21 protein-coding genes, 1 tRNA gene and 1 other RNA gene are annotated in these 26416 nt (G+C 50.1%); 10 read left to right on the forward strand and 13 right to left on the reverse strand.

Annotated features, from left to right (window positions below; genetic code table 11):
* Nucleotides 1-38: 38 nt before the first annotated feature.
* From GOM71_RS03120 to GOM71_RS03155, 8 genes are all read left to right on the forward strand, one after another.
* Nucleotides 39-1610 (forward strand): hypothetical protein, encoded by a 1572-nt coding sequence (locus GOM71_RS03120; RefSeq protein WP_156278295.1) that lies wholly within the window; start codon nt 39-41, stop codon nt 1608-1610.
* Nucleotides 1611-1690: 80 nt separating this feature from the next.
* A complete protein-coding gene (locus tag GOM71_RS03125; protein WP_156278296.1) occupies nt 1691-3403 on the forward strand; it encodes a stalk domain-containing protein in 1713 nt (570 codons plus the stop codon).
* 461 nt (nt 3404-3864) lie between these two features.
* Complete coding sequence (locus GOM71_RS03130; protein WP_156278297.1) at nt 3865-4434, forward strand: hypothetical protein; 570 nt, start codon at nt 3865-3867, stop codon at nt 4432-4434.
* Between the two features lie 60 nt (nt 4435-4494).
* Nucleotides 4495-7524 carry a bifunctional DNA primase/polymerase gene (locus GOM71_RS03135; protein ID WP_156278298.1) on the forward strand — a complete coding sequence of 1010 codons (3030 nt, stop codon included), beginning with the start codon at nt 4495-4497 and terminating at the stop codon, nt 7522-7524.
* A gap of 472 nt (nt 7525-7996) precedes the next feature.
* Nucleotides 7997-8380, forward strand: a complete 384-nt coding sequence (locus GOM71_RS03140; RefSeq protein ID WP_156278299.1) for a hypothetical protein — start codon at nt 7997-7999, stop codon at nt 8378-8380.
* Nucleotides 8373-8867 (forward strand): RadC family protein, encoded by a 495-nt coding sequence (gene radC / locus GOM71_RS03145; RefSeq protein ID WP_156278300.1) that lies wholly within the window; start codon nt 8373-8375, stop codon nt 8865-8867. Before GOM71_RS03140 ends, radC begins: the two co-directional genes overlap by 8 nt.
* Nucleotides 8868-8936: 69 nt before the next feature.
* The gene (locus GOM71_RS03150) at nt 8937-9113 is read left to right on the forward strand and encodes a hypothetical protein (protein WP_156278301.1); all 177 of its coding nucleotides are present in this window, start codon (nt 8937-8939) and stop codon (nt 9111-9113) included.
* Between the two features lie 90 nt (nt 9114-9203).
* Nucleotides 9204-10805, forward strand: coding sequence for a recombinase family protein (locus tag GOM71_RS03155; protein WP_156278302.1), 1602 nt, complete (start codon nt 9204-9206; stop codon nt 10803-10805).
* Here the strand turns inward: GOM71_RS03155 and ssrA are convergent.
* The 11 genes from ssrA to GOM71_RS03210 all read right to left on the reverse strand — a co-directional run bounded on the left by ssrA (nt 10784) and on the right by GOM71_RS03210 (nt 23650).
* Nucleotides 10784-11149, reverse strand: a transfer-messenger RNA (tmRNA) gene (gene ssrA, locus GOM71_RS03160). The genes GOM71_RS03155 and ssrA overlap by 22 nt on opposite strands.
* A gap of 271 nt (nt 11150-11420) precedes the next feature.
* Complete coding sequence (gene smpB, locus GOM71_RS03165) at nt 11421-11903, reverse strand: SsrA-binding protein SmpB (RefSeq protein WP_156278303.1); 483 nt, start codon at nt 11901-11903, stop codon at nt 11421-11423.
* A 206-nt stretch (nt 11904-12109) separates the two neighbouring features.
* A complete protein-coding gene (locus GOM71_RS03170) occupies nt 12110-12310 on the reverse strand; it encodes a cold-shock protein (RefSeq protein WP_028609190.1) in 201 nt (66 codons plus the stop codon).
* 278 nt (nt 12311-12588) lie between these two features.
* Nucleotides 12589-15480, reverse strand: a complete 2892-nt coding sequence (gene rnr, locus GOM71_RS03175) for a ribonuclease R (protein ID WP_173275151.1) — start codon at nt 15478-15480, stop codon at nt 12589-12591.
* Between the two features lie 215 nt (nt 15481-15695).
* Nucleotides 15696-15932 (reverse strand): preprotein translocase subunit SecG, encoded by a 237-nt coding sequence (secG, locus tag GOM71_RS03180; RefSeq protein ID WP_156278304.1) that lies wholly within the window; start codon nt 15930-15932, stop codon nt 15696-15698.
* 327 nt (nt 15933-16259) lie between these two features.
* Nucleotides 16260-17552: a phosphopyruvate hydratase gene (gene eno, locus GOM71_RS03185; protein WP_156278305.1), complete on the reverse strand. Its 1293-nt coding sequence runs from the start codon at nt 17550-17552 to the stop codon at nt 16260-16262.
* Between the two features lie 43 nt (nt 17553-17595).
* On the reverse strand, nt 17596-19134 hold the full coding sequence (gene gpmI / locus GOM71_RS03190) for a 2,3-bisphosphoglycerate-independent phosphoglycerate mutase (RefSeq protein ID WP_156278306.1): 1539 nt from the start codon (nt 19132-19134) through the stop codon (nt 17596-17598).
* Nucleotide 19135: 1 nt separating this feature from the next.
* Nucleotides 19136-19891: a triose-phosphate isomerase gene (gene tpiA, locus GOM71_RS03195; protein ID WP_156278307.1), complete on the reverse strand. Its 756-nt coding sequence runs from the start codon at nt 19889-19891 to the stop codon at nt 19136-19138.
* Between the two features lie 233 nt (nt 19892-20124).
* Complete coding sequence (locus GOM71_RS03200; RefSeq protein ID WP_156278308.1) at nt 20125-21306, reverse strand: phosphoglycerate kinase; 1182 nt, start codon at nt 21304-21306, stop codon at nt 20125-20127.
* 202 nt (nt 21307-21508) lie between these two features.
* The gene (gap, locus tag GOM71_RS03205; RefSeq protein WP_156278309.1) at nt 21509-22513 is read right to left on the reverse strand and encodes a type I glyceraldehyde-3-phosphate dehydrogenase; all 1005 of its coding nucleotides are present in this window, start codon (nt 22511-22513) and stop codon (nt 21509-21511) included.
* 102 nt (nt 22514-22615) lie between these two features.
* Entirely contained in the window at nt 22616-23650 is a 1035-nt protein-coding gene (locus tag GOM71_RS03210) for a sugar-binding transcriptional regulator (protein ID WP_156278310.1), read from the reverse strand.
* 246 nt (nt 23651-23896) lie between these two features.
* Here GOM71_RS03210 and GOM71_RS03215 point away from each other — a divergent pair.
* Both GOM71_RS03215 and clpP read left to right on the forward strand, forming a co-directional pair.
* A tRNA-Arg gene (locus GOM71_RS03215) sits at nt 23897-23971 on the forward strand.
* A gap of 354 nt (nt 23972-24325) precedes the next feature.
* A complete protein-coding gene (clpP, locus tag GOM71_RS03220) occupies nt 24326-24910 on the forward strand; it encodes an ATP-dependent Clp endopeptidase proteolytic subunit ClpP (RefSeq protein WP_173275154.1) in 585 nt (194 codons plus the stop codon).
* Between the two features lie 198 nt (nt 24911-25108).
* Here clpP and GOM71_RS03225 read toward each other — a convergent pair whose 3' ends face one another.
* Nucleotides 25109-25378: an HPr family phosphocarrier protein gene (locus GOM71_RS03225; protein ID WP_042168817.1), complete on the reverse strand. Its 270-nt coding sequence runs from the start codon at nt 25376-25378 to the stop codon at nt 25109-25111.
* A 102-nt stretch (nt 25379-25480) separates the two neighbouring features.
* The gene (gene whiA / locus GOM71_RS03230) at nt 25481-26410 is read right to left on the reverse strand and encodes a DNA-binding protein WhiA (RefSeq protein WP_156278312.1); all 930 of its coding nucleotides are present in this window, start codon (nt 26408-26410) and stop codon (nt 25481-25483) included.
* Nucleotides 26411-26416 lie beyond the last annotated feature (6 nt).

Genomic DNA, 26416 nt, shown 5'->3' on the forward strand with positions numbered 1-26416 from the left:
ATTCATTCGCTCTACTATTCCAACAAAAGAGGTGTACGATGCACAATTCAACACAAACCCAAAATGAAAACATCAGCCAACAACCGTTTACATTCGAATGGAATGGCGGTTTCAGCTATCTCACCTACCTGAAAGTCAAAACTGACGTCACACTTTCAGAACAAAAGCTGCTCATTAACACGAAAAATTACATTCTCGGCGCTTTTCCAGGAAGTTCAAAAACAACAGAAGTGACAATGTCTAATATCAAAAACCTCGCAGTCAGTTCCAAAATCAACTGGTTTGATTTGGTGTTCTCCATTCTTTTTGCTGTTGTAACGCTCATCAGTATGAAATTGTGGTTTCTCCTGCTAACGGCATTCTTTATCTGGCGGACGTTCAATACTTGCATCAGCATAACGGATCACCACGACAACAAGATTCGCATTCCGACCGGCTCTAAAACATCAGCCAACAGCTTCGTCCATAAAGTATCGCAAGTTGCAAATCAATACATGGAGACCGCTGCCGAACAAGATAATGAAACATGGTCCACAGCCCCACAGCCGATTGTTCCGACAAAGAAAAGCAGCAAGCTAAAAACGATCTTCCTATTCGCCAGTGCGGCAATTATTGCGATCATCATTCTTTTCGTAGCCCTTCAGTCAAGAGGCAGCTTTGATAATCAGTATGTTGAATGGGTTAAAGAAGGAACAGTAACCGGCACAAACCTGAAAATGAGCCAGGTGCTGGAGAATGAAACGTATTTCAGCAACATTGTATGGAAAGAAGTGCAGGAAGAGGGTAACAGTCTGGACAAGTTCGTCATGTATCAAGCAACATTGTCCGATCAAGGAGTAAAGGTATCCATTCAAACTATCTTTCAAGTATTTGGAGAAGACCATTTTGAAGCCGTCGAAACTTCTTCAGACGGAGATATTTTACATACATCCGACTGGTATGTATTCTTGGCCGACATGGCTGACAGATACAATAACGCCAACGCTCCGAAGCAAAGCGTCCAAACAACAGAGCCGAAACAAGAACAATCGCCCGCAGTCCAAGAAACGACGACACCTTCGGAGAACCCAACCACAACATACAACCAGGTCACGGAGCCAACGTCCAGCGAAATCAATCTGGCAAGCTTCGACAAATGGAGTTTTCCACAGCCTGACATCACCATGCCGCTAGAGCTTGACGGTGAAAAAGTAGACCTTGTGGTTGGACTTGACACTCCTAACGGAGTGAAAGTTTTGGCGATGAGCGTTTCCCTTGAACAAGGGTGGCACCTTCAATTGAACACCAATGCGGGTGGTGGAAGCCCTTTCGACGACTATGGCGATCTAAAGGAAGGATTCAGTCTTTACATTAAGGAGTACGATTTCGAAAATGATTCTGTCCCTGAAGTTGTGATCGCCGCTAGCGACGGTATGCTAGAAACCTACACATGGGTCTTCAGCTACAATTACGTTTTCACCGAGATTGAAGCGTCGCCACTCGATCTCATTTGGTATGGGGAAGGACAGTCCGATCTCATACTCGAAGATAATAAAATTTTGATGCCTTTCGGATCTCAAGGTCTTTTTGACGAATATGTGTACAGCAACAACTCGTTTATAAAGCAATAAATAATTGGTGTAAACTGGAAATATTCTTGAGCCGATAATAAAAAGTAAAGACATGAGGAAAATACCGGAGGTATCGTCGAATGAAAAGTTTTAGATTCAAATCTATAATCCTAATTATGCTCGTCGTAGCTCTTATCCCCTTCAGCGGACTTGCCAACGCCGCCAGTGGTAAGGAAATCACCGTATCAATCGACGGACGCTTCGTCAGCTTCGACGTACCGCCTCAAATGATCAACGGACGCGTTATGGTTCCGCTTCGCCCCATCTTCGAAGGACTCGGTTCTACGGTCGGTTGGAACGAGAAGACTCAGACCGTTACAGGTAATAAGGTTAATATTTCTGTATCGCTCGTCCTGAATCAGAAGCAAGCGACCGTAAATGGAAAGACCGTAGCTCTGGATGCGCCTTCCACGCAGATCAAAGGCCATACTTTCGTTCCTGCCCGCTTCGTGGCTGAGAGTCTTGGAGCTGATGTTAAGTGGGATAATAATAAGCAACAAGTCATTATCACTACTGGCGCTGAAGTCGTCAAACTTGACAATTACTTCTTTGTTTACAACAGTAGCAAAGTGAACGCGACGGACCTCGCCGCGATCAGAAAGTTTTCCGCCAATTTCAAGAGCACTAATAACTTCATTTTTGATACAAGCCAATACTCGACAGCACCGATGCTCTATGACGCGCTTAAAGCCGAGCAGAAGAAGCTCGGCGGCAAGATCGCCGGAATCCAAATCTTCGGCCTAGCGAGCGACGTCCCTTCCTTCTCCTACATCCATAAGATGAAAGTTTCGGAAGGTAACTTTGAATGGAACGGTGTTGAGTACGACAAGAGCGGAAAGCCCGAAAAGTTCGTTTCCGACCTGTTCTACTCCAACTTCGAGAGCGAAAGCAGGCACCTGACGGACGTCAATGTCTATGGAATCATTCAGGAGAATCAGCCAGTCAGCATCGTTCCGGAATGGCCGGTCTCTCGCCTTCCGCTGACCAAAGGGGAACTATCCAAGTATATCGGCAACTACGAGGCGTACCGAAAGCAGGTCGAAGGTAAATCCGTTCCCACTGTCGCACTCTCGGCCCCCTACGAAATTCAAGACGGACTTGCTCAGAATGACATCGCTCATCTCATGAAGCGAATGAAAGAGGAAAAAGAATTCGGTCTCTTCAGCAACACGGACCTCCGCGTCTACTACAATGATCTCGCCGCGAATCTGGCGAAGGAGAACAAGTCCGGGGTGATGGATCTCGTGATCGGCAGCGACGGCGGCACCGAGGGAGCCGCTCTGAAAAAGAGTGGAAAGGATTATTTCTTCGACCGCAAAAGCGCGGCCAGCCTGAGTTCCAACTACTACACGGCATTCCTCTGGGGCATGAGCTCCGCCAAGGGACTGGACGCGAACAGCATCGTCCACGACGGAATGGCGAAGGGCAAAATGATTAACCCCATCGCCCACACCATTCCGACCTACGACAGAGGGGTAAAAAATTACCTGTGGCTTCAAGTTCTAGCGCCCGAAGGAGACGACACCGGCGACACCTGGTTCGACTACGTCGCGGTAGGCAAGGAGCACTTGGAAATGGACAATCCGTTCTACTTCGTCTACAAATACTACGAGGCGATCGAAAGTGGCAAGACCCGCCTGCAAAGCTTCCACAAGGCTCAGACGGCGTACGCCAATCTGTCCGTGGCCAATAAAAATACTTCGCGGTTCTTATTCGGATCCGAAATGAAGTATTCTGCTTTCGGCTATGCGAACGTCATCTCCCTGCACTACCTCGGTTTGGCCGACTACTAATAGTCGGCAGGCCTATCGGATTCTTCCGGTAGGCTTTTCTTTTTTTCTAAAGTCACTTGGGGCAAAAACATTTTGAATAACTCGTAAATAAAAAAGTAAATAAATGTATATTATATATTGGTATAACGCTGAGACGCTCGGCGTGCGGCACATAACTGGAACATAAAATATTTTTTCTGATTTTCTTGCTTTTTAAGAATAAAGTATGCTAGTATCCATAATACAACTAAAGAACAAATGGCCGAGCGATGAAAAAATCCTGCGGGATTTAAAAAGCACGTAAAAGCATACTCATTTAAAATGAGGAGCGCCAAGTAAGAGTACGGTAACTTTTTCGTTACTGTGTTCTTGCTTGGCGCTTTTTTGTTTTTTCCGTTCCATATCCCTAGTCTCGCGTCGGTTACACCACCAGTTTAGCAATTGCTAACAGAACCAAATCCTAATTTGGGGAGTGAATCGGTATGATTAGTAATTCTGTTTCAATCAAAGAAGAAATCGAAATTCAGCAGTTGGAGTTAAGGCCGTCTGCAAGTAGGCAGGTAAGCAGAGGGGCTTCGCCATCGAATAAACTCACTGTTGTAAACACGGAACGCCACGGCAAGAGAGTTGTCATTGCGCAGGAAGTGATCGAGAAGATAGGTTCCCCTTCTACTGTGCAGATTGCCTTTAACGGCGATGGAATAGTGATCTGTAAGAACCTTGGCCTTGACGATAATCATTTCCATCTGAGAACCAGTCGTAAAAACTTCGCCATTTACTCCAAAGAACTGGTCCATGAAATCACAGAAAATTACAAGCTAGATTTCACGGGCGGAACATCCGTATCTTACCAGCTCGTAAAGTACCTGAACCTAAAAGGCACGCTTGCAGCTCTAGTAACCTTAAAGACCAACGAGCACGACGAGATTGGAAACGATTCTCAGGCCGAGAAAGCGGAACATGAATCCGAGGCTACTACCGAGCATGAACAACCCGATTACGAACTTGATGAACTGGAATTAGATAGCTTCGAATACAACGAAGATCATTAAGCATTAACAGCAGGCGGGGCCAACTCCCGCCTGCCAACATGACAGAAAGCGGTGACAGACATGGCGAAAGACGAAGAATTCTTTCAACTCTCCTCAAATGATCTAAATGCAATGACGACGCAGGAAGCGGCACTCGCCTACGCAGGCGCAAATCTCTTACTAATCCCAGTTTGTAATCCCGATCACATAGGAGCTTCCGAACTGCATAAGGAGAGTTGCAATAATCCAGGCAAAGCGCCACGGATTACCCAATGGTCGGAAAAGGCGACTGCCGACCTCGAAACCGTCAGCAGATGGTTCCAGAAAAGGCCCGAAAGCAATGTCGGGATGCTGACTGGTTCCAAAGCAGGGATTGTAGGAATCGATGCAGACGGCGATTACGGCGCATCGAAAGTGCTAGGGCTGTTCGGGGGCGAACCTCCGCTGACTTGGACGTTTTCGACTCCAGGAGGCGGCACGCGGTACCTATTTGGGATTCCGAAGGGTACAGCTTACCAAAAGTACACCGATCGAAATCCCAATGGGGGGCATGAGGAGCTGGCAATTCTTGCGGATGGACAAATGACCGTGCTTCCTCCTTCCTTGCACCGCAATGGGGGCAAGTACGAATGGCTTCCCGGCAGAGCTCCCGGCGACATTCCGTTGACTGCCGCTCCCCAAGCCATTCTGAATCTCTTGACGCCGAAGCCTACAGCCGTGAAGCAAATCGGCAATGAAGATGAACCTTGCGAGCAACCTTCTGTACCGCAACGTAAATACGAAGAAATGCAAATGAGCTCCTGGCAGCGTGTACCGTCGGGAGATTTGGTACTGAATGAACTGATGAAGAAATGCGAAATAATGTACGACTTCGTTCAGGAGCAGAAGAGCTTCGGCTGCGACGAAGACTCGTGGCATAAGGTGACTTCCATGCTCGTCCGCGCGGGTCATCCAGCAGCGGCACTCGCCTTCTCTCAGATCAGCGGCAAGCACAACCCACATAGCGAGCAAAGGATCACTCAAATGGCTGCGGAAGGAGATAACAAAACCTACGGCCCGACTTGCTGTAGGACTTTCGGATGCGGAGAGTATCAAATCACCAAATGTTTCGGCACCGTCCGAACAAACGACAAGGGTGAGATCACCAATTCTCCTGCCCTGTTTGTGTCACTCGGTAGACCGAAAAAGGTGGTCAGCACCTTCTCTGCCACGATCAAAGCAAAGACAGACCTGCTCCCAGAGCGATACTCCGTAAATGGGAGCAATCTGTGTCTGGCGCTAAAAGATAAAGACGGCGAGCAATCGTTCATTCCTCAGGCTAATTTTTTTGCCTGGATCAACAAAGATACCATGAAGGACGACGGCGCGGAACGGCAGCGGTTCTACGAACTGGAGGGCTGTGTCTTGTACAACAAGAAGCGGCTTTCCCCCATACTCGTTCCTGCCAATGACTTCGAGAGCATGAAATGGCTATCAATGTGGGGCCCGGAACCGAACATTCAGCCTGGGAACAAATCCAGGGACACCGTCCGTCACGCCATCCAGTCAACGGCAAGCGAGGCAGTTCTGGAACGAATCTACGCTCACCTTGGCTGGGTAGAAATCGACGGAAGTTGGGCGTACTTGCACGCTGGCGGGGCATTGGGTGTCCCGAACATTAAGGTGGAGCCGAATGAGAAACTCAAAAACTTCGTTCTGTCCGCTAAAGCGGCAAACGCCAAGAAAGCGATGGAGGCAAGCCTCCGGCTGCTAGACATCGCTCCGCATCGGATAACGCTGGTTCTGTGGGCAATGGTTTTCCTCGCCCCGCTGTGCGAGTGGCTGCGTTTAGTGCGGCTGGAGCCTAAATTCTTGGTTTGGTTCCACGGCTACACGGGATCACGCAAAACGACATATGCCAAGCTGATGACGTGTCACTTTGGAGATTTGCTGGAGCATCCCCCCGCCAGCTTCAAAGACACGGCAAATACGGTCGAGAAATGCGGCTTTGACGCAAAAGACTCGCTTCTGCTCATCGACGACTACCATCCGACGGACAGTCCTAGGGAAGCAAAAACTATGATGCAGATAGCCCAGCAGATCCTCAGAGGCTACGGTGATCGGGTTGGACGCGGAAGAATGAAACAGGATACAAGTCTTCGACAGGACTACCCTCCACGTGGCATGGCGATTGTAACTGCAGAGGACGTTCTAAGCGGCAGCTCCAGCGTCGCTCGCCTTTTTCCTGTCGGCATTCAACCAGGTGACATCGATCTCGAAAAGCTGACTGTCGCCCAACAACAAGCCAGCGCTTTAAGCGAAGCGATGACAGGCTACCTGGAATGGATCGGGGCTGCCATGGACGAGCGCGAAGATACACGCCTCACGCAGATTTTCTTCGAGCGACGGAACGAGGCGAGCAGGCTGAACGTGCACGGAAGGCTGACGGAAGCCGCCTCTTGGCTCTACCTCGGACTGAGTTTCGGCTTGGAGTACGCCGTCAGCATCAGGGCGATCGAATCCGAACGCAAGCAGCAACTACTCGACGAGGCATGGAACATTTTCCTTAGTACGGCAAACCATCAGGGTCAACAGGTCACGGAAGTTAAGCCTACGACGCGCTTCATCAACATCGTGGCTGAGCTTCTGGCCAGTCAATCCATATGTACAGAAGAGATAAAACCGAAGCACCACGATGATGTTCCGAGAAAAGGAACTCTTGTTGGCTGGCATGATAATGACTTCTTCTACTTCCTACCCGAAGTTCTGTACAACAACGTCAGCCGTTTCCTCTCCGCAGAGGGGACGCAGTTCCCCATCACCAGCCAAACGCTCTGGAAGCAGCTGGCCGACGAGGGGATTATCAAAACGGAAACTTCCAAGGAAAACGGCAGGGACCGTCGACATCTCCTCGTCAAAAAGGATGTGCGCGGCGAACGCTCCCGGAAGCTTTGGGTGCGAGCGGAGATTTTGCAGAAGCGAGATGCTCCCGAACCTGAGCCGCAACCTGAAGTGAAACTGAATAGGTGGCACGTGGACAATCGGCCTCCAAGAAGAGAGGATGACCCCCGCCACAGACCAGAAAACTACGACGACCCACTTGAACTCGATGACTTAGGATACGCCCCCTGAATCGGGGGCGAAGGCCCCACACACGAACCGTGTGGGGGCTCCTGAAGCCCAAGCGGGATAAGGGATGCAGCGAAAGCGCCCCCCTTTCCCCCGTAAAAAAAAAAGAAAAAAATAAATAGATCCCCCCCCCTGACGATAAAAAAGATTCTCTCTCCCCCGCCAAAACCGGGGGAAACGGGGGCGATCCCGACAATAGCACGCAGGGCAAGGATTTCAGGCAGATGCTTGCGGGGGAGCTAGGCGTAAGGCGGAGGAGAAAAAAGGGGGCGGCAGCAAACGCACCTGACCCAGGCCGTAAAAGAGGCCTGGAACGCCCAAAAAGGCCAGCCAGCAAAGAGAGCAAGGAAACGCCACAAAAGGAGCCTAAAAAGCGAAAGGGTCAAAGAAGATGATGCCATGAAAACCGTCTCTGTTCGCTTTTCAAACAGTTAATATTCTTAAGATACGGAAATTAATTGGAGGCGAAGTAAAGATGGTTTTCATGGATTCACGCCAAGATGTAACGAAGGCAGGCCACCTGCTTTCAGGTTCCGCCGCTCGGTTTCTCGGGGATTTTTTCGACCAACTTCGTGAGTTGCTCGGGCAGAACGGGACAGACAAGCCGTTCAGCCTGTCCGAACACGGCCACGAGCTGATCTTTCTTCAGCCGATGGAATCGTTCCCAGACTTTCAATTCGACGGAAGGGCATTGGAGTACGCGGAACGGATCATTCTGGATGACGTTCAACTATTCAAAGCTTGCCTGATGGAAGACAACGAAGGTTTCACGTTCCTCTTCTCCGTCGTCGGTACGCAAGTAAAAGAGATCGAAGCTTGGTTTGCCGACCATGCGGACGGGGACGAAACGAATGAGTGAAGCCATCGTGGGTACTGCAAGGAAAAATGATGAAAAAGGGTTGGCCGCTAAGCGTGTTCAAGTGCTGAGCCTGCGGATGGTCAAAGAATCTTTAACGATCTTCTTTCCGAATAGAGTCATTCGAAGCCCAAAAGACGCCGCAGATCTCTTTCGTAAATTCATTGGCGACTTGGATCGTGAGCAGTTCTGCATTCTGTGCCTCAACACGAAGAACGAACCGACCGCTTTGCACACTGTAAGCATCGGCACTCTAAACGCCTCTCTTGTCCATCCAAGGGAGACATTCAAGCTGGCGATTCTGGCCAATGCCGCTTCCATCATCGCCTGTCATAACCATCCTTCGGGACAGCCCGATCCGAGCCCTGAAGATGTCGAGCTAACCGAAAGGCTGCGCGACAGCGGCACCTTACTCGGCATCGAGCTGCTCGATCATCTCGTTCTCGGCGACGGCAATTTCGTCAGCATGAAGGAACGCGGTCTTATGTAACAACACTACTAATGTTCCCACCTTGGATCTACAACTTAGAGCGAACGTACACGAATAGGGGGAAAGAACGTGCAGATCGCACGCTTTCACACCAGCATTTCGCGCGATAAGCTCAAACAATCAGTCATTACCCCAGATACATACAAATGGGGAAAAACCAATCAGATCCAAGAAACTCACGAATCGTACTATCAACCTGCCGTTGAACTTTTAGATGCAATTTCAAAGAAACAAAACAACCAATGATCCAATTTTATTTCAACGGCTCCTCTCTCATGAGGAGCCATACCTTTTCCAACATTAACGACTTCCGTAAATTGAAAGGGGAAACTTCAGATGACAGCTACACAACTCCTAACCCTAGTACGAGTTGCTGCCTATGTTCGCTACTCATCAGACAACCAGCGGGATGAATCGCTGGACGCACAAATTCGTGCAATTGAGATTTACTGCAAGCAAAATGGTTACGAACTTGTCAAAGTTTACGCGGATCGCGCCAAAACAGCAACCTCTGATAAGCGTCCTGAATTTCAGCAGATGATTGAAGATAGTGGCAAAAATTTGTTCGAAATTGTTGTGGTTCACAAACTGGACCGCTTCAGCCGGGATAAGTATGATAGCACCAAATACAAGCGGAAGCTGAAAGTCAACGGCATTAAGCTTCTCAGCGTGACAGAAAACCTCGATGGATCGCCTGAAAGCGTCATTCTGGAATCTTTGCTTGAAGGCATGGCCGAATATTACTCCAAAAACCTCGCACGTGAAGTGATGAAGGGAATGAAAGAAACTGCACATCAGTGCAAGCACACTGGTGGGCTACCTCCCATTGGCTACTCTGTCGATCCTGTCACGAAAAAGTACATCATTAATGAGAAGGAACGTGGAATAGTGGAAACGATCTTTTCTATGTTCCTAGCAGGGTGCGGCTACAATCAGATCGTTACCACACTTCAAGAAAAGGGTTACCGTTCCCGTTATGGTCGTCCGATCGGCAAGAACAACTTACACGACATCCTCCGCAATGAGAAGTATACTGGTACATATATTTTCAACTTAACAAGCAGCAAGGATGCGGAAGGAAAACGAAACAGCCATAGAAAGAAAGAGTTAGAAGACGTCATCCGTGTAGAGGGCGGCATGCCTGCGATAGTGAGCAAAGAGCTGTTTCAGCAAGTCCAGGCCAAAATGGATGCAAATAAACAAAAGGCCGGACGGCAAAAAGCCAAGGAATCGTACTTGTTGAGCGGCCTTATCGTTTGCGGTGAATGTCTAAAGAACGTAGGGTTTGAATATTCCATGATAGGAAACACCAAATACAGTGGGCGAAATAAGTTAAAATACGTCACCTACCGCTGTGGAAATCGCGACCAAAACAAGGATTGCTGCAATCCTGAGCTTCGTCGAGAGTACGTTGAGAATTACGTGATCACGCAGCTTCAGGAGAAGATTTTCAACGACAGCGCCATTCCGACACTTGCAAGGCAGTTATCCGAATACCAAGCAAAAAAGAATACGGCTTTTCAGGCGGAGACAGTGAGACTCGATAAGAACTTGCGCGAGACGAAGAAACAGATCAACAACATCGTGAACGCAGTCGCCAGCGGAGTGTCTAACGCCGCCCTACTTAGCAAGCTGGAGGATCTTGAAGCGCAGAAGATGAAGTTAGAGCAGCACATCCTCGAACAGTCATCGAAGAAGCAACAAACGATCGTCACAGAGGATGCGCTTCGCCAATTGCTCGCATCTTTCAAAGATCGTGTCGCTGATCGTAATATTCCCGAGATCAAGAAATTCATCAGTAGCTATGTAGAAAAGGTGATTGTTTACAAAGAGTATGTGGAGCTAATTCTGAAGGTGCCTGTTTCGGCTCTTGAGGAAAAGCAAAAACCACAACCTCGTGCGGTTGTGGTTTCACATGGTGGAGGCGAGGGGATTTGAACCCCTGTCCGAAGACAACGCCACACAGGCTTCTACGGGTGTAGTCACAGTTTTGATGTCACCCGAGCAACGCCCCGTAACCGGCTTTGCGTTGGGTCAGCCTGATTATCTTCTTCCGTCGACCCCAGGCGGAGACCGAAGCGGCGTATCCCACTATTTGTTAGCCCCTAGTCTAGTCACATGGGCGATGCTAGGTAGGAGCACGCTCACAGGTTATTAAGCTGCGAAAGCGTAAGTTTGTTTTTGGTTGCCATTTAATAGGCTTTAGCGTTGATGAAGCAGACGACTCCCTGCTACCCGCAACCCGCGCTCGTACTATCCCCGTCGAATCCATAAACGCCCCCAATAGGGCATAAACGGCCTTATAACAAAGCCGATTAGCTTCAATCAGGTACGCTCGGATTAAGGATCAAAGAGATGATCCAAGATCAATCGAGCACGAATCGTAATGCTATGACGAGAAGCTCGACATTAATCATTCGTTCGTAAAAAATAACTTCCTTTGCGGTACAACATTAGTATACCACGACTGCCGCCGTCTGTGCCAAACATCTTACTGGCAACGAGGGCGAAAGCTGGAACTGCAGCCAGACAGCCTGTAACACGATCTGCGAGCTAGCGAGCCACCTTCTGCTTCTCTCGCAGCGCACGCTGTATGTCGCGTTGTGCGTCGCGTTTAGCCGCCGTATCACGCTTGTCGTACTGCTTCTTGCCTTTGCCAAGGCCGATGAGCAGCTTGGCGTATCCATTGCGTACATAAATCTTCAATGGCACGATGGAGTAGCCTTCCTGCTTGGATTGCCCTAGCAGCTTGTGAATTTGCTGCTTATGAAGCAGCAGCTTCCTTGCACGCGTCGGATCGGTCGGGTTGTGGCGATTGCCTTGCTCAAAAGGACTGATGTGCATGTTATGAATGAACATCTCGCCGTTCCGGATCGTCGCAAACGCGTCGCTAATATTGGCTTTGCCCATGCGCAGCGATTTGATTTCCGTGCCCATCAGCACGATTCCAGCTTCGTACGTATCTTCGATGAAGTAATCATGGGAAGCCTTCTTATTTTGGGCTAATTGCTTGCCGTCATTTTTCTTGCCTGCCATTGATCTCACCTCTCCAAAGCTGCGTCGTACGAGACTTGCCCGCTCGCATGTTCAATCCGAATATCTTTCATGGTTAGAAACTCATTGTAACAAATTACAACTAGTGTTCGCAATGTCTTCTTGTTTGTCTACCTATCCTATCATATGGATATAAAAAAACCGCCCAGACCAGAGGCCTGAGCGGATTCTCGAAAAGTATTAAGCTATTACAGCTTAACTACGTTTTCTGCTTGTGGTCCGCGGTTGCCTTGAACAACGTTGAACTCAACGCGTTGGCCTTCTTCAAGAGTTTTGAAGCCTTCGCCAGTGATTGCGGAGAAGTGTACGAATACATCGTTGCCGCCTTCAACTTCGATAAAGCCAAAACCTTTCTCAGCGTTAAACCATTTAACTGTACCTTGTTGCATGTGGAATTACCTCCAAAAATAAATTAATATGCGCCTGTTTCGTTATATTACAAACAAAAAATTCACACATTGGAAAAGGTTTCATGACTTAAATGACACCCTTTTCAATATGTGAATTCAGGTTCATATCATCAATTGCTTTGAGTGTACTATACCCAAATTCAAAAAGCAAGTGACAAGCTCAAATATTATTTTCCAGCTTATCCCTGACGCGGCGCATCGATCTGTCCCGTCTGATCAGCGCCGCGTTCTTGAATAGGAGTGTGTGCACTCGGTATTTATTTGCGTTTTTTGCGTACGAAAGCCGCTGTGGCGTTACCGCCGCCGCCTCCGTTCTTCTTTCTCTTTTTATTTTTTCCCTCTTCGCCGGAATTATTCACGCCGCCGGCAGAAGATTTATTATTTTTTTTGTTAAAATGTTCCGAGCCGGACGATTTCTCGCCGCCAGCTCCAACTGCTCCAGCTCTTGCTCCTCCAGAGCGGCCGCCGTTACCGCCGCCTCTGCCGCCGCGGCCTTCGCGTCTCTCCGGGCGCGGATCCTCGCCCGTGTCGCCGCCCCAGCTGCGGCTGCCCTCGCGGATGGGCAGCCCCCACATATCCTTGCGCGGCACGCTTTTGCCGCCGCGCACCTGACGGCCCGGCTCGAGCGGCGCTGCCTGCTCTTGCCACGGCGACGCAGCAGCGCCGGCTTCACCGCCGCCGCCTGCGTTGCGCTTGCCTCTGCCGCCCTTGCCTTCGCCAGGGCGGAACAACCCATCGCCGCGCCCGCCTTGCGCGGCGCCGCTTCCAACAGCATGGCCGCGCTCGCCGCCGCGGCCGCCTTTGCCGCCGCCGCGCGCCTCGTTGCGGCCTTCCTTCTTGCGGCCATCGCCCGCTGCGCCGGCGCCTCTGCCGCCGCCTTTACCGCCTTTGCCGCCGCGATCATCGCCTTCGCGGCCAAAGCCGCTGCGCTTCTTCTTCGCGTTGCGCCCGACGCCAAAACCGGCATCGGCGACGCCTTTAAAACCGCTGCGCGGCTTCATGTCGACCATCTCGAAGTCCATCGTATACTCATCCATATTGACGCGCGCGAGGCGGATTTTCACCTCGTCGCCGATACGGTACACCTTCGAGGTGCGCTCGCCGATGAGCACCATATGAAGCTCATGGAAGTGGTAGTAGTCATCGGTCAGATCGCTCAGCCGAATAAGGCCTTCCACCGTATTGTCCAATTCGACAAACATGCCGAAACTTGTAACACTGCTAATAATGCCGTCGAATTCCTCGCCGACTTTATCGAGCATGAATTCGCATTTTTTCAGCTTGTCGGTATCCCGCTCCGCATCTACGGCTACGCGCTCGCGCTCCGAAGAATGCTGCGCGTAATCCGGCATGCGAGCAGCCAGCGCCTCTTGGCGCTTCTCGGTAAGCGCTCCGCCGTTCTCCAGCACCTCGCGAATAACGCGGTGAATGACCAGATCGGGATAGCGGCGAATCGGCGACGTGAAATGCGAGTAAAACTCGGCCGCAAGCCCGAAATGCCCGAGGCACTCGGCATCGTATTTCGCCTGCTTCATCGAGCGAAGCATCACGGTCGAAATAACCGTCTCTTCTTTCGTCCCGCGAATTTCCTCGAGCAGCGTCTGCAACGCGCGCGGATGAACGGAATTGCCCTTGCCGCCCTTCACAACGTAGCCAAAATTCGACGCAAACTGCATAAAATGAAGCAGCTTCTCCTGATCCGGGTCCTCATGAATCCGGTACAGGAACGGCACCCGCAGCCAGTGAAAATGCTCCGCTACCGTTTCGTTCGCCGATAACATGAACTCCTCGATAATCTGTTCAGCTACCGAACGTTCTCGCTTAATGATGTCGACCGGTTTGCCCTGATCGTCCACAATGACTTTCGACTCTTGAAAATCAAAGTCGATCGCGCCGCGCTTCATCCGTTTCTTACGCAGCTTCATCGCAAGCTCTTCCATCAGCTTGAACATATCAAGCAGGTCGGCATAGCGCTCCTTGAGCTCGGTTTCCGGCTCTTCCTCCGTTGCCGTCAGCAGCTTGCGAACATTCGTATACGTCATCCGCTCTTTTGTTTTAATCACACTTGTAAAAACATCATGGCGAACCCGTTTGAGCGTCTTTGCATCAAACTCCATCTCGCAAGATAAGGTGAGTCGATCCACCTGCGGATTAAGCGAGCAAATGCCGTTCGACAGCCGATGCGGCAGCATCGGGATTACACGGTCTACCAGATAAACACTGCAGCCGCGGCGGAACGCCTCTTGGTCGAGTTCCGATTTCTCCGTCACATAATAGCCGACATCGGCAATGTGAACGCCCAGCAGGTAGTTTCCGTTTTCCAATCGCTTCACATGGACCGCATCGTCCAAGTCCTTCGCGTCCTCGCCGTCGATCGTGACGATAACCTCGCCCCGCAAATCGCGGCGTCCCTGCTGAATAATTTCTTCTTCCGTGATCGAATCCGGAGCCGCTTCCGCTTCCGCCATCACTTCGTCCGAAAAGCCCTCGGGAAGCTGATGCTTGCGTATAATCGACAAAATATCGATGCCGGGGTCGTTTTTATGCCCCAAAATTTCGATAATTTCTCCGGTCGCCGCCGCTCGTCCTTCAGGATACGTCACAATTCGCGCAACGACCTTTTGTCCCGTAACCGCCCCTTGGAAATCCTCGCGCGCGATAAAAAGATCGCGATTAATTCGTTTGTCATCCGGAATGACAAATCCAAACGCTTCGTGATTCTCGAACGTTCCGACCACTTGCGTAACCGCCCGCTGCACAATGCGTACGACCTCGCCCTCCAGACGGCCGCCGCCTTCGCTCTGCGAAGTAATGCGCACCAGCACGATATCGCCGTTCATCGCGCTTTTCTGGTCGTTGGCATGTATGTACACGTCCGGGTGATCCTTATCGTCGGGCAGCAGAAACGCAAAGCCTTTGGCATGCGCCTGCACTTTCCCTCTCAGCAGGTTCATCCGCTCGGGAACGCCGTACCGCTCATTGCGCGTACGGATGACTTTGCCGTCCTCTTCAAGCTGGTTCAGCAGCTTCAAAAACTGTTTGAAATCGTTGGCATCCTCAATGCCGAAATGCTGCTCCAACTCTTGATAAGTCATCGGCTTATAAGCCGTCTCCCGCATAAAATCAAGCAGTTCCTGCTCTTGCATCATAATTGTCTCTGTCACCTCATAAATTGCCGGCTGTTTCATTTAGTTAATGTCTAATTGAACGCGCATGATCGCAACTTGCATCCATGCAGCCGGTTGATAGATTATCATATACCATTTAGTATACACGAAATGTTTATCCAGCATCCGCGCATTCCGGAAAAAACGAACAAAAAAAAGCGGAAGGCATTCACCCTCCGCTTTCTCGATCCACCCTATTACACTTTAACAACGTAAGCAACGATCAGGGACAACACGAAAAATCCAACCGCAAGTCCAACTGTCAAACGCTGCAGGAACAAGTCCAGGCCGCGCGCTTTCGTTTTACCGAACAGATGCTCAGCACCGCCGGAGATTGCACCGGATAAGCCAGCGCTTTTGCCCTTTTGAAGCAATACGACCGAAATCAAGCCTACTGCAAAAAGTACAAGCAATATTTTCAAAAAGATTTCCATTTCATCCACCTCCAGCACAGGAGCTCCGTTAAAAACACATAAACCGATTGTATCATAGCCTATCCATGAATACAATAGTTTTGCTTTGCCGCCCTGTTCCGCCACATTTTACCGTTCGCTCGATTCCGAGTTCGATATAGATAACGTGTTGTGGCAGATAAATTGCTGCAATTGTGCATCTATTCTGCCCGCTATAGGCGCACAATGTGAGCATTCCTGCAATGCGGGAGCGCAAATTTGTCGCTCTCTGGAGAAGCGGCACAACAACCTATATCAAAAAAAAGAGCATCCCTGACCGGGATGCTCTTTCGTTATAGCCTTCAAAACTTATTTGAAGTTTTTCAGGTTGTAGAATGCGGATTTGCCAGCGTATTGAGCTGTCGAACCAAGTTGGTCCTCGATGCGGAGCAATTGGTTGTATTTCGCTACGCGGTCCGTACGGGAAGGCGCGCCTGTTTTGATTTGGCCAGCGTTTGTAGCAACTGCGATGTCAGCAATTGTGCTGTCTTCGCTCTCGCCGGAACGGTGAGAGATAACAGCTGTGTAACCAGCGCGTTTAGCCATTTCGATAGCGTCGAATGTTTCAGTCAGGGAACCGATTTGGTTAACTTTAACCAGGATCGAGTTGCCTACGCCTTTTTCGATACCGTCGGAGAGGCGCTCAGTGTTCGTTACGAACAAGTCGTCGCCAACGAGCTGTACTTTGCCGCCCAGTTTGTCAGTGAGCAATTTCCAACCTTCCCAGTCGTCTTCGGAGCAGCCGTCTTCGATTGTGATGATTGGATATTTCTCAACCCACGAAGCGAGCAGGTCAACGAATTCAGCGGAAGTAAACGATTTGCCTTCGCCTTCGAGGTGGTATTTGCCGTCTTTGTAGAACTCAGTGGAAGCTACGTCCATACCGAGGAATACGTCAACGCCTGGTTTGTAGCCAGCAAGCTCGATAGCGGAGATGATTGTTGTGATTGCTTCTTCGTTGGAACCCAGGTTTGGCGCGAAGCCGCCTTCGTCGCCTACTGCCGTGTTCAGGCCTTTGTCTTTCAGAACCGATTTCAGGTTGTGGAAGATTTCAGCGCCGATGCGAAGTGCTTCTTTGAATGTAGGAGCGCCAACAGGCAGAACCATGAACTCTTGCACGTCAATGTTGTTGTCGGCATGCTCGCCGCCGTTGATAATGTTCATCATTGGAACCGGCAATGTTTTAGCGTTGAATCCGCCCAGGTATGTGTACAGGGAAACGTTCAGCGCGTCAGCTGCTGCGCGCGCTACTGCCATCGAAACAGCCAGAATTGCGTTAGCGCCCAGTTTTGCTTTGTTAGGCGTACCGTCAAGCTCGATCATTTTGCGGTCGATAGCCACTTGATCAAGAGCGTCCAGACCGATGATTTCAGGAGCGATGATGGAGTTTACGTTCTCAACTGCTTTTACAACGCCTTTGCCCAGGTAACGGCTTTTGTCGCCGTCACGAAGCTCAACAGCCTCGTAAGCGCCAGTGGATGCGCCGGATGGAACGATTGCGCGGCCTTGGCCGCCGGACTCCAGGGATACTTCTACTTCAACAGTCGGATTCCCGCGGGAATCGAGCACTTCGCGTGCGTATACGTCAACGATGATAGACATGAATGAAACACTCCTTTTTTAATTTGAAATGGTTAAGCTTGAATTACTTTTGAATGAGCGACGAGCCGGTCATTTCTTTCGGTTTGGCAAGCTGCAGCAGATCAAGTACTGTAGGCGCCAAATCGGCCAAAATACCGTCCTCGCGAAGCTCTACGCCTGCGCTGGTAACGATGCAAGGAACCGGATTCGTCGTATGGGCAGTATGCGGGCGGCCATTCTCGTCGAATACCATATCCGCGTTGCCGTGGTCGGCCGTAATAATCGCTACGCCGCCTTTAGCAAGCACCGCTTCTACAACTTTGCCGAGACACTCGTCCGTCGCTTCAACCGCTTTGATTGTCGGCTCCAGCATGCCGGAGTGACCAACCATATCCGGGTTGGCAAAGTTCAGGATAATCGCGTCTTGGCGCTCCGCTTCAATTTCCTTCACAGCAGCTTCCGCTACTTCGTAGGCGCTCATTTCCGGCTGCAAGTCGTAAGTCGCGACTTTCGGCGAAGGAATGAGAATCCGCGTCTCGCCCTCAAGCTCAACATCGCGGCCGCCGCTAAAGAAGAACGTAACATGCGGATACTTTTCCGTTTCCGCGATGCGCAGCTGCTTCTTCCCGTTCTGCACGAGCACTTCGCCCAGCGTGTTGTCGAGGTTCTTTGGTGAATAGGCGACAAAGCCGCCAACCGTTTCACTGAACAGCGTCAAGCAGACAAAATGCAAGTTTTTCGGAACGTGTTCGCCGCGATCGAAGCCGCGGAAATCTTCGTTCGTAAATACTTGTCCAAGCTGAATCGCGCGGTCCGGACGGAAGTTGAAAAATACGACTGCGTCCTCGGACTCGACAAGACCAACCGGTTTGCCGTCTTCGCCGACGATAACGGTTGGCATAACGAATTCATCATAAACCGATTTTTCATAGGATTCAACTACCGCTTTAATCGGATCGGTGTAAGTCGGGCCATCGCCGTATACCATGGCGCGGTAGGATTTCTCCGTACGCTCCCAGCGCTTGTCGCGGTCCATCGCATAGTAACGTCCTTGAACGGTTGCGATTTGGCCTACGCCTACTTCTTCGATTTTCGCTTGCAGCTGCTCCAGGTAGCCTTTCGCGCTGTCTGGCGCTACGTCGCGGCCGTCAAGGAAAGCGTGGATGAATACTTCATTCAGCTCTTCTTTCTTAGCGAGTTCAAGCAGCGCAAACAAGTGTGCAATGTGGCTGTGTACGCCGCCGTCGGACAGCAGGCCGTACAGGTGAAGCTTTTTATTGTTCGCTTTCGCATGGCGGACTGCGCCAATCAGCGTTTCGTTATCGAAAAACTCACCGTCACGGATCGATTTGCTGATCCGAGTCAGGTCTTGGTATACGATGCGTCCAGCGCCGATGTTCAAGTGGCCAACCTCGGAGTTGCCCATTTGACCTTCAGGCAAGCCAACGGCTTCGCCGGATGCCGTCAATGTCGTATGCGGGTAAGTCGACCAGTAGCGGTCGTAGTTCGGCTTTTTCGCTTGCGCAACCGCATTGCCTGTCACATCATCGCGAAGGCCGAAGCCGTCCAGAATAATAAGAGCTACAGGTTTCGGAGCTGCCATCTTACTTGGCCCCCCGGGCGAGAGCGATGTACGATGCTGGCTCAAGGCTCGCGCCGCCGACAAGAGCGCCGTCGATGTCTGCTTGACCCATGTACTCAGCCACGTTGTTTGGCTTCACGCTGCCGCCGTATTGGATGCGTACTGCATCAGCAGTTGCTTGGTCGTAAAGGCCTGCAACAACGCCGCGGATGTAGCCGATAACGTCTTGCGCATCTTCGGAAGTCGAAGATTTGCCAGTGCCGATCGCCCAGATTGGCTCGTAAGCGATAACGACTTCAGCTGCTTGAGCTGCGGAAAGGCCTTGGAAAGCTGCTTCCGTTTGCACTTTAACAACATCTTTCGTTTGGTTCGCTTCGCGCTCTTCGAGGTGCTCGCCTACGCAAACGATTGGCGTCAAGCCGTGTTTGAATGCAGCATGCGTCTTTTTGTTTACGATTTCGTCCGTCTCTGCGAAGTAAGCGCGACGCTCGGAATGGCCGATGATTACGTATTTCACGCCGAGATCTTTCAGCATTACGCCGCTGATTTCGCCTGTGAATGCGCCGTTATCTTCGAAGTGAAGGTTTTGTGCGCCGATTGCGATCGACGTGCCTTTTGCCGCTTCAACCAGTGCCGGAAGCGTTGTGTATGGAGCGCAGATAACGCTCTCTACGCCGTTAACCTCTGCTGCGCCTTTCACTTCGGAGAAGAAAGAGACCGCTTCAGATACGGTTTTGAACATTTTCCAGTTGCCTGCGATGATTGGTGTTCTGCTCATTTGTTTGCCTCCTTGAAAAAATGATGATAGAGCGCGTGGTTCGTAACTTCGAAAAAGGTTGGACTTCCGGTCGCTGTTGTTTTCGGATTTCTACATTACACACCCGCATCGCGGTTGAAATCCTCAAACAAAGGCGAACGCTAACGCTCCTCCAGCTCAACCTTTCCCTCCGTTACTCACCGATGCTCTAAAAATATTTTTCAACCAAACTGCATTCGCTTGGTTGGGGTTACTTATTTATCGTTCAGGGCAACGACGCCTGGGAGCGCTTTGCCTTCCATGAATTCGAGCGATGCGCCGCCGCCAGTGGAGATGAAGTTCATTTTGTCGGCCAGGCCGAATTTCTCAGCAGCTGCAGCGGAGTCGCCGCCGCCGATTACCGTGTAACCGGAAGTTTCAGCGCAAGCTTTCGCTACCGCTTGAGTACCGTGCGAGAACGGCTCGATTTCGAATACGCCCATTGGTCCGTTCCAAACAACCAATTTGGAGTTTTTGATGACGTCAGCGTAAATTTCACGCGTTTTAGGACCGATGTCGATGCCTTCCCAATCAGCAGGAATGCCGTCAACGTCTACGATTTTCGTGTTCGCGTTTTTGCTGAAGTCGTCAGCAACAACGATGTCGACAGGAATCAAGAAGTTTTTGCCTTGCGCTTTTGCTTTCTCGATGAACTCAAGAGCCAGATCCAGCTTCGAGTTGTCAACGAGCGATTGGCCGATTTCATGGCCTTGCGCTTTGAAGAACGTATAGGAAAGACCGCCGCCGATGATGATGTTGTCAGCGATTTCGATCATTTTGTTGATAACGTCGATTTTGTCCTTCACTTTAGAACCGCCTACGATCGCCGTGAACGGGCGCTCAGGGTTGTTCAGTGCTTTGCCCAGTACATCCAGCTCTCTCTCCATCAGAAGGCCGGATACGGCTGGCAAATGATGAGCGATGCCTTCAGTCGAAGCATGCGCACGGTGAGCAGCGCCGAATGCGTCGTTTACGTACAGGTCAGCCAGTTCAGCAAAAGCTTGCGCCAATGCCGGATCGTTGCTCTCTTCGCCAGCATGGAAACGAACGTTTTCAAGCAACAGCACGTCGCCGTTGTTCAGAGCGGCGATTTGCGCTTTTACCGCTTCGCCAGTCGATTCGTTTGCTTTTACAACCGGTTTGCCCAGCAGCTCGGAAAGACGAACAGCAGCAGGAGTCAAACGAAGCTCTTCAACCACTTCGCCTTTTGGACGGCCCAGGTGGCTCGCCAAAATAACTTTAGCGCCTTTTTCAATCAGGAAATTGATTGTCGGAAGCGTTTCGCGAATCCGTTTGTCATCGGTAATTTTACCATCTTCCAGCGGCACGTTGAAATCGACGCGCACAAATACGCGTTTGCCGGATACTTCTACGTCACGAACACTTTTCTTATTCATATCGTAACCCTCCTGATTGGTTGCTTATTCGGCACTAGCCTATGTTAAGTACTGATTACATAAAAACGGCGTTCCTTCATGGAGAAGGAACGCCATACGCTTCGCCCCTCGCGTTACCGGGAGCGCTGCAGACTAAGCGCATCCCGGATCAAAGCGATCCGGGATGCGAGCGTTCCATGCAATTAATTAGGGGAACTAAGTCTTACAGACCTTTGCTAGCGATGTAAGCAGCGAGGTCAACTACGCGGTTCGAGTAGCCCCACTCGTTGTCGTACCAGGAAACAACTTTAACCATGTTGCCTTCAACAACCATAGTCGACAAAGCGTCGATTGTGGAGGAAGCTGGGTCGCCGTTGTAGTCGCTCGATACAAGCGGAAGCTCGTTGTAGTTCAAGATGCCTTTCAGAGGGCCTTCGGAAGCCGCTTTGAATGCAGCGTTAACTTCTTCAACTGTAACGTTAACTTTCAGTTCAGCAACCAGGTCAGTTACGGAAACGTTAGGCGTAGGAACGCGCATAGCCATGCCGTTCAGTTTGCCTTTCAGTTCTGGCAGAACAAGGGATACTGCTTTTGCAGCGCCAGTCGACGAAGGAATGATGTTTTCTGCAGCAGCGCGAGCGCGGCGCAGGTCTTTATGTGGAACGTCCAGTACGGATTGGTCATTCGTGTAGGAGTGAACAGTCGTCATCATGCCTTTAACAATGCCGAATTTGTCGTTCAATACTTTTGCGAATGGAGCCAAGCAGTTAGTCGTACACGAAGCGTTGGAGATTACAGTGTGGGAAGCAGCGTCGTATTTGTCTTCGTTAACGCCGATTACGATTGTGATGTCTTCGTTAGTTGCAGGCGCGGAGATGATAACTTTTTTAGCGCCGCCTTTCAAGTGAAGCTCAGCTTTTTCTTTAGCTGTGAAAATACCAGTGGATTCAACAACGATTTCAGCGCCTACGGAAGCCCAAGGAAGGTTCTCAGGGTTGCGCTCTGCAAATACTTTGATTTCGCGGCCGTTAACGATGATCGCGCCTTCTTTAGCTTCTACAGTTGCGTCAAGCGTACCGTGCGTAGTGTCGTATTTAAGCAGGTGAGCCAGAGTATTCGTGTCAGTCAAATCGTTTACTGCTACTACTTCTACTTCTGGGTTGCTCAGGGACGCGCGAAATACGTTACGACCGATACGGCCAAATCCGTTAATACCAACTTTAACCATTGTTAATTCCTCCTAAGTTTTGATTACATAAAAATCTATTTTCAAAACGTCTTGCAGCTATCCCATTCGACCGCCGCAAACCGTTAAGACACAAATTTGCTTTTATTGTTTTTGATCGATAATGCTGACGATTTCCATTGCCGCCGCTTCATCAACGACCAGCACGTCATCATGCCCAAATCGCATGACCGCCGCGATCGCTTCGCCCTTGCTCTTCCCGCCGGCGACGCCGATAACAACTTCAGTCTTCACAATATCATCGAGTCGTAATCCTACCGTCTGCATTTGATGAACGACCCGTCCGTCCCGGTCGAAATAATATCCAAATGCTTCGGCAAGCGCTCCGTCAGCCGTCATTGCCTCAAGCAGCTCCGGTTTGAGCTTTCTTCTGCGGGCCATCACTTTAGCGTCTCCGATGCCGTGCACCACAATTCGCGCTTTTCGAATGACTTCGACGATCTCGCGAATGTTCGGCTCCTGCATCATCGATGCGTACGCCTCGTCGCCCAAATGATCCGGTACGTGCAACAGCCTGTAATTGGCTCCTGTCCGTTTAGCCATATTGGATGCGATCGTGTTCGCCTGGTAATCAAGACTCTCTCCGAGACCGCCCCTCGCCGGCACGAACCAGTTGTTCTTCAGCGGCGTTGCGCTCGTTAGATGGTTGGCTACCTGCGCAATTGTCGTTCCGCCGGTTACAGCTACCACATCATTGGGCTCCATCGCTTTGCGAAGCACCTGACATGCTGCCCGGCCAAGCTCTTTTTTCGTTTGAGCCGATTGCTCCGAATCCCCGGCCACGATAACGACCTGCGTTAATCCGAATGCGGTGCGAATTTTCTCTTCCAGCTCAGATAAGCCAAACAGCGTCGTGTAGAACGGCTCCAGCTGCTCTAACAGCCTTTTCCCCGCTTCGCTTATCCGCATGCCCGTCGAATGAATTTCCAGCAAGCCTTGCGATTTCAAAAAATCGGTTTCGGCGCGCAGCACTCTCTCCGTCATAGATAAGGATGAAGCTAACGTTCGCCGGCCGATCAGATCGGAAAGCATGACCTGATTCAGAATGGAGTACCTCGTTCGCATCACATCGAGCAAATCCGGGAGAAGCTGCTGCTGCAGTTCAATAATCTGGCGCATCCTCTATTCTTCACTCCATCGGCTTACTGCTTATTGGAACTTATTGCTTGTTGGACTCAAAACGTCCCATATAATCAATTTAAGTCCCACACCCCTATTGTAGACAATATTGTGACAGTTAGCAAGCGAACATTTGCCCGTGAAAACGGTTTCTGACACGATTTTCACAAATTTAATTTTCTCCCACTGCTTGATTTCTACATTCGGATAGCATATACTAATTTTTGCTGTTCCATTTATTTATTTGCGCCCGTGGTCCAATGGATATGACGTAGGCCTCCGGAGCCTGAGATCTAGGTTCGATTCCTAGCGGGCGCGCCACTTTATAAATGACAAGCCGCCCTGTTGGGCGGTTTTTTTGTGTTTTACGATAACCTAACATAACTTGTCCGCCTTATAACGGGCTCAGAATCCGTTACACACCCTCTGCCCGCCACTTTCCGTCCACTGGCAACCTCCTAACGGAACGAGAAGCCCTTACAACGACTAATTAACCTTCTTCTACTCTCCCTAACGCACCCGGAGTTCTTTGCACGCACAACGACTGCCACTTCACCACTTTCAGAAGACCTCAACAATCACTTTGACTATCTTTGACTTTTGTTTGCCATTCGGCTATTATTGGATTACGGCACCATCATACATGTAATTTTCGAGGAGGGACTTACGTTGGACATGAATTTCGTTCCTATGGTTATTGAGCAGAACAATCGCGGAGAGCGCGCTTATGACATTTATTCGCGGCTTCTGAAGGATCGCATCATTTTCCTCGGCACTGGCGTCAATGATGTCGTGGCCAACTCGATTATCGCGCAAATGCTGTTTCTGGCGGCTGACGATCCCGAGAAAGACATTTCACTCTACATTAACAGCCCTGGCGGTTCGATTACTGCAGGTATGGCTATCTACGATACGATGCAATATATTAAACCGGACGTATCTACGATCTGCGTAGGTATGGCGGCTTCCATGGGCGCTTTCTTGCTCACAGCCGGCGCAAAAGGCAAACGTTACGCGTTGCCGAACAGCGAGGTTATGATTCACCAGCCGCTTGGCGGCGCTGAAGGCCAAGCAAGCGACATTGAAATTCGCGCTCGCCGCATTCTCAAAATGCGCGATAAGCTGAACGGCATTCTCGCCGATCGCTCCGGCCAACCGCTTGAGCGCATCGAACGCGATACGGACCGCGATTATTTCATGAGCGCGGAAGAAGCGAGAGAGTACGGCCTCGTCGATAAAGTCATCGAGAAAATTCAATAAAGAACAATAAAACCGGCTGCGTCCGTCCTCTAATGAGGCGGTGCAGCCGGTTTTTTCATTTCGACTAACATCCCTGCTTAACAATAAGACCCTCCCAAAACCAACCAAAACAAAAAAAACTGCCGAACAAATCCCAAGCGGATTTCATTCAACAGTTCCTTTAGGTTCAATCTGGCGATAACCGTAATATCGATAAAATTACTGGTTCTCCAGCTCTTCTTTGCTGACGAGCGCAACTAAAGCGTTTACAGCCTGCTCGGCGTCCGAACCTTCTGCGCTAATGAATACTTCGGTACCGGAACTAATCGCCAAGCTCATAATTCCCATAATCGATTTGGCATTCACTTTTTTGTCGTCTTTTTCAACAAATACTTCAGAGGAAAATTTATTCGCTTCTTGAACGAAAAGTGCTGCTGGTCTAGCATGAAGACCCGTTTTCAGACGAACGACAACCGGAAGCCTTGTCATGGAAACCATACCCCCTATATCAAAGTCATTATAAATAGTGCGAACTGAATCTTTTTGTACATTATTATAGCATTATACCAAAGGTTGCACTAGGATAAAAGGCTAGGCATTACGTATTTTTTCAGCCATTTCATCAATTTTGCGCAGCCGGTGGTTAACGCCCGATTTGCTGACATTGCCTTTAAGCAGCTCGCCTACCTCTTTCAGGTTCATATCGGGATGCTGCAGCCGGATTTCCGCCACTTCCTTCAGCTTATCCGGCAAGTTGTGCAAACCGACTTCCTTTTGCAGCAGCTTGATGTTGTCGATCTGCCGTACCGCAGCTCCGATCGTCTTGTTCAAGTTCGCCGTTTCGCAGTTCACAATCCGGTTGACCGAATTGCGCATGTCGCGCATAATCCGGACGTCCTCAAACTTAAACAACGCTTGATGCGCGCCGACAATGTTGAGCAGTTCGATAATTTTCTCGCCCTCTTTGATGTAAAAAATAAAGCCTTTCTTACGCTCAATGCAACGCGCGTTCAAATCGAACTTATTCGCCAGCTCCACCAATGCGCCGCAATGCTCCTCGTACATCGAGGAAATTTCCAAATGATATGAGGAGCCCTCCGGGTTATTAACCGATCCGCCGGCCAGAAATGCACCGCGCAAATACGACCTCTTGCAGCAAGGCTTGCGTATAATGTCTTTATTAATGCCCAGATTAAAAACGAATCCTTCGGAAACGATGCGCAGCTCGCTCAAAATTTCTTGTACTTTGGCCGGAATCCGGACAATATACACATTATTTTTCTTGAGACGCATTTTTTTCCGGACTAGAAGCTCAGTGTGCACATCGAAATGCTTCTTCACGAGCGAGTATATCCGTCTCGCGATAGCCGCATTCTCCGTGGAGATGTCCAGTACGACTTTGCGGCTGGATAAGCTGACAGAACCGTTCATCCGGATAAGCGCAGACAGCTCCGCAAGCTCGCAGCAAGCGTCTGCCTCAACCAATGTAAGTTCTTTTTTTGTTTGCGCCGCAAATGACATCACTAT

Origin of the sequence: Paenibacillus sp. NEAU-GSW1 (assembly GCF_009737085.1) — a bacterium.
GTDB lineage: Bacteria > Bacillota > Bacilli > Paenibacillales > Paenibacillaceae > Pristimantibacillus.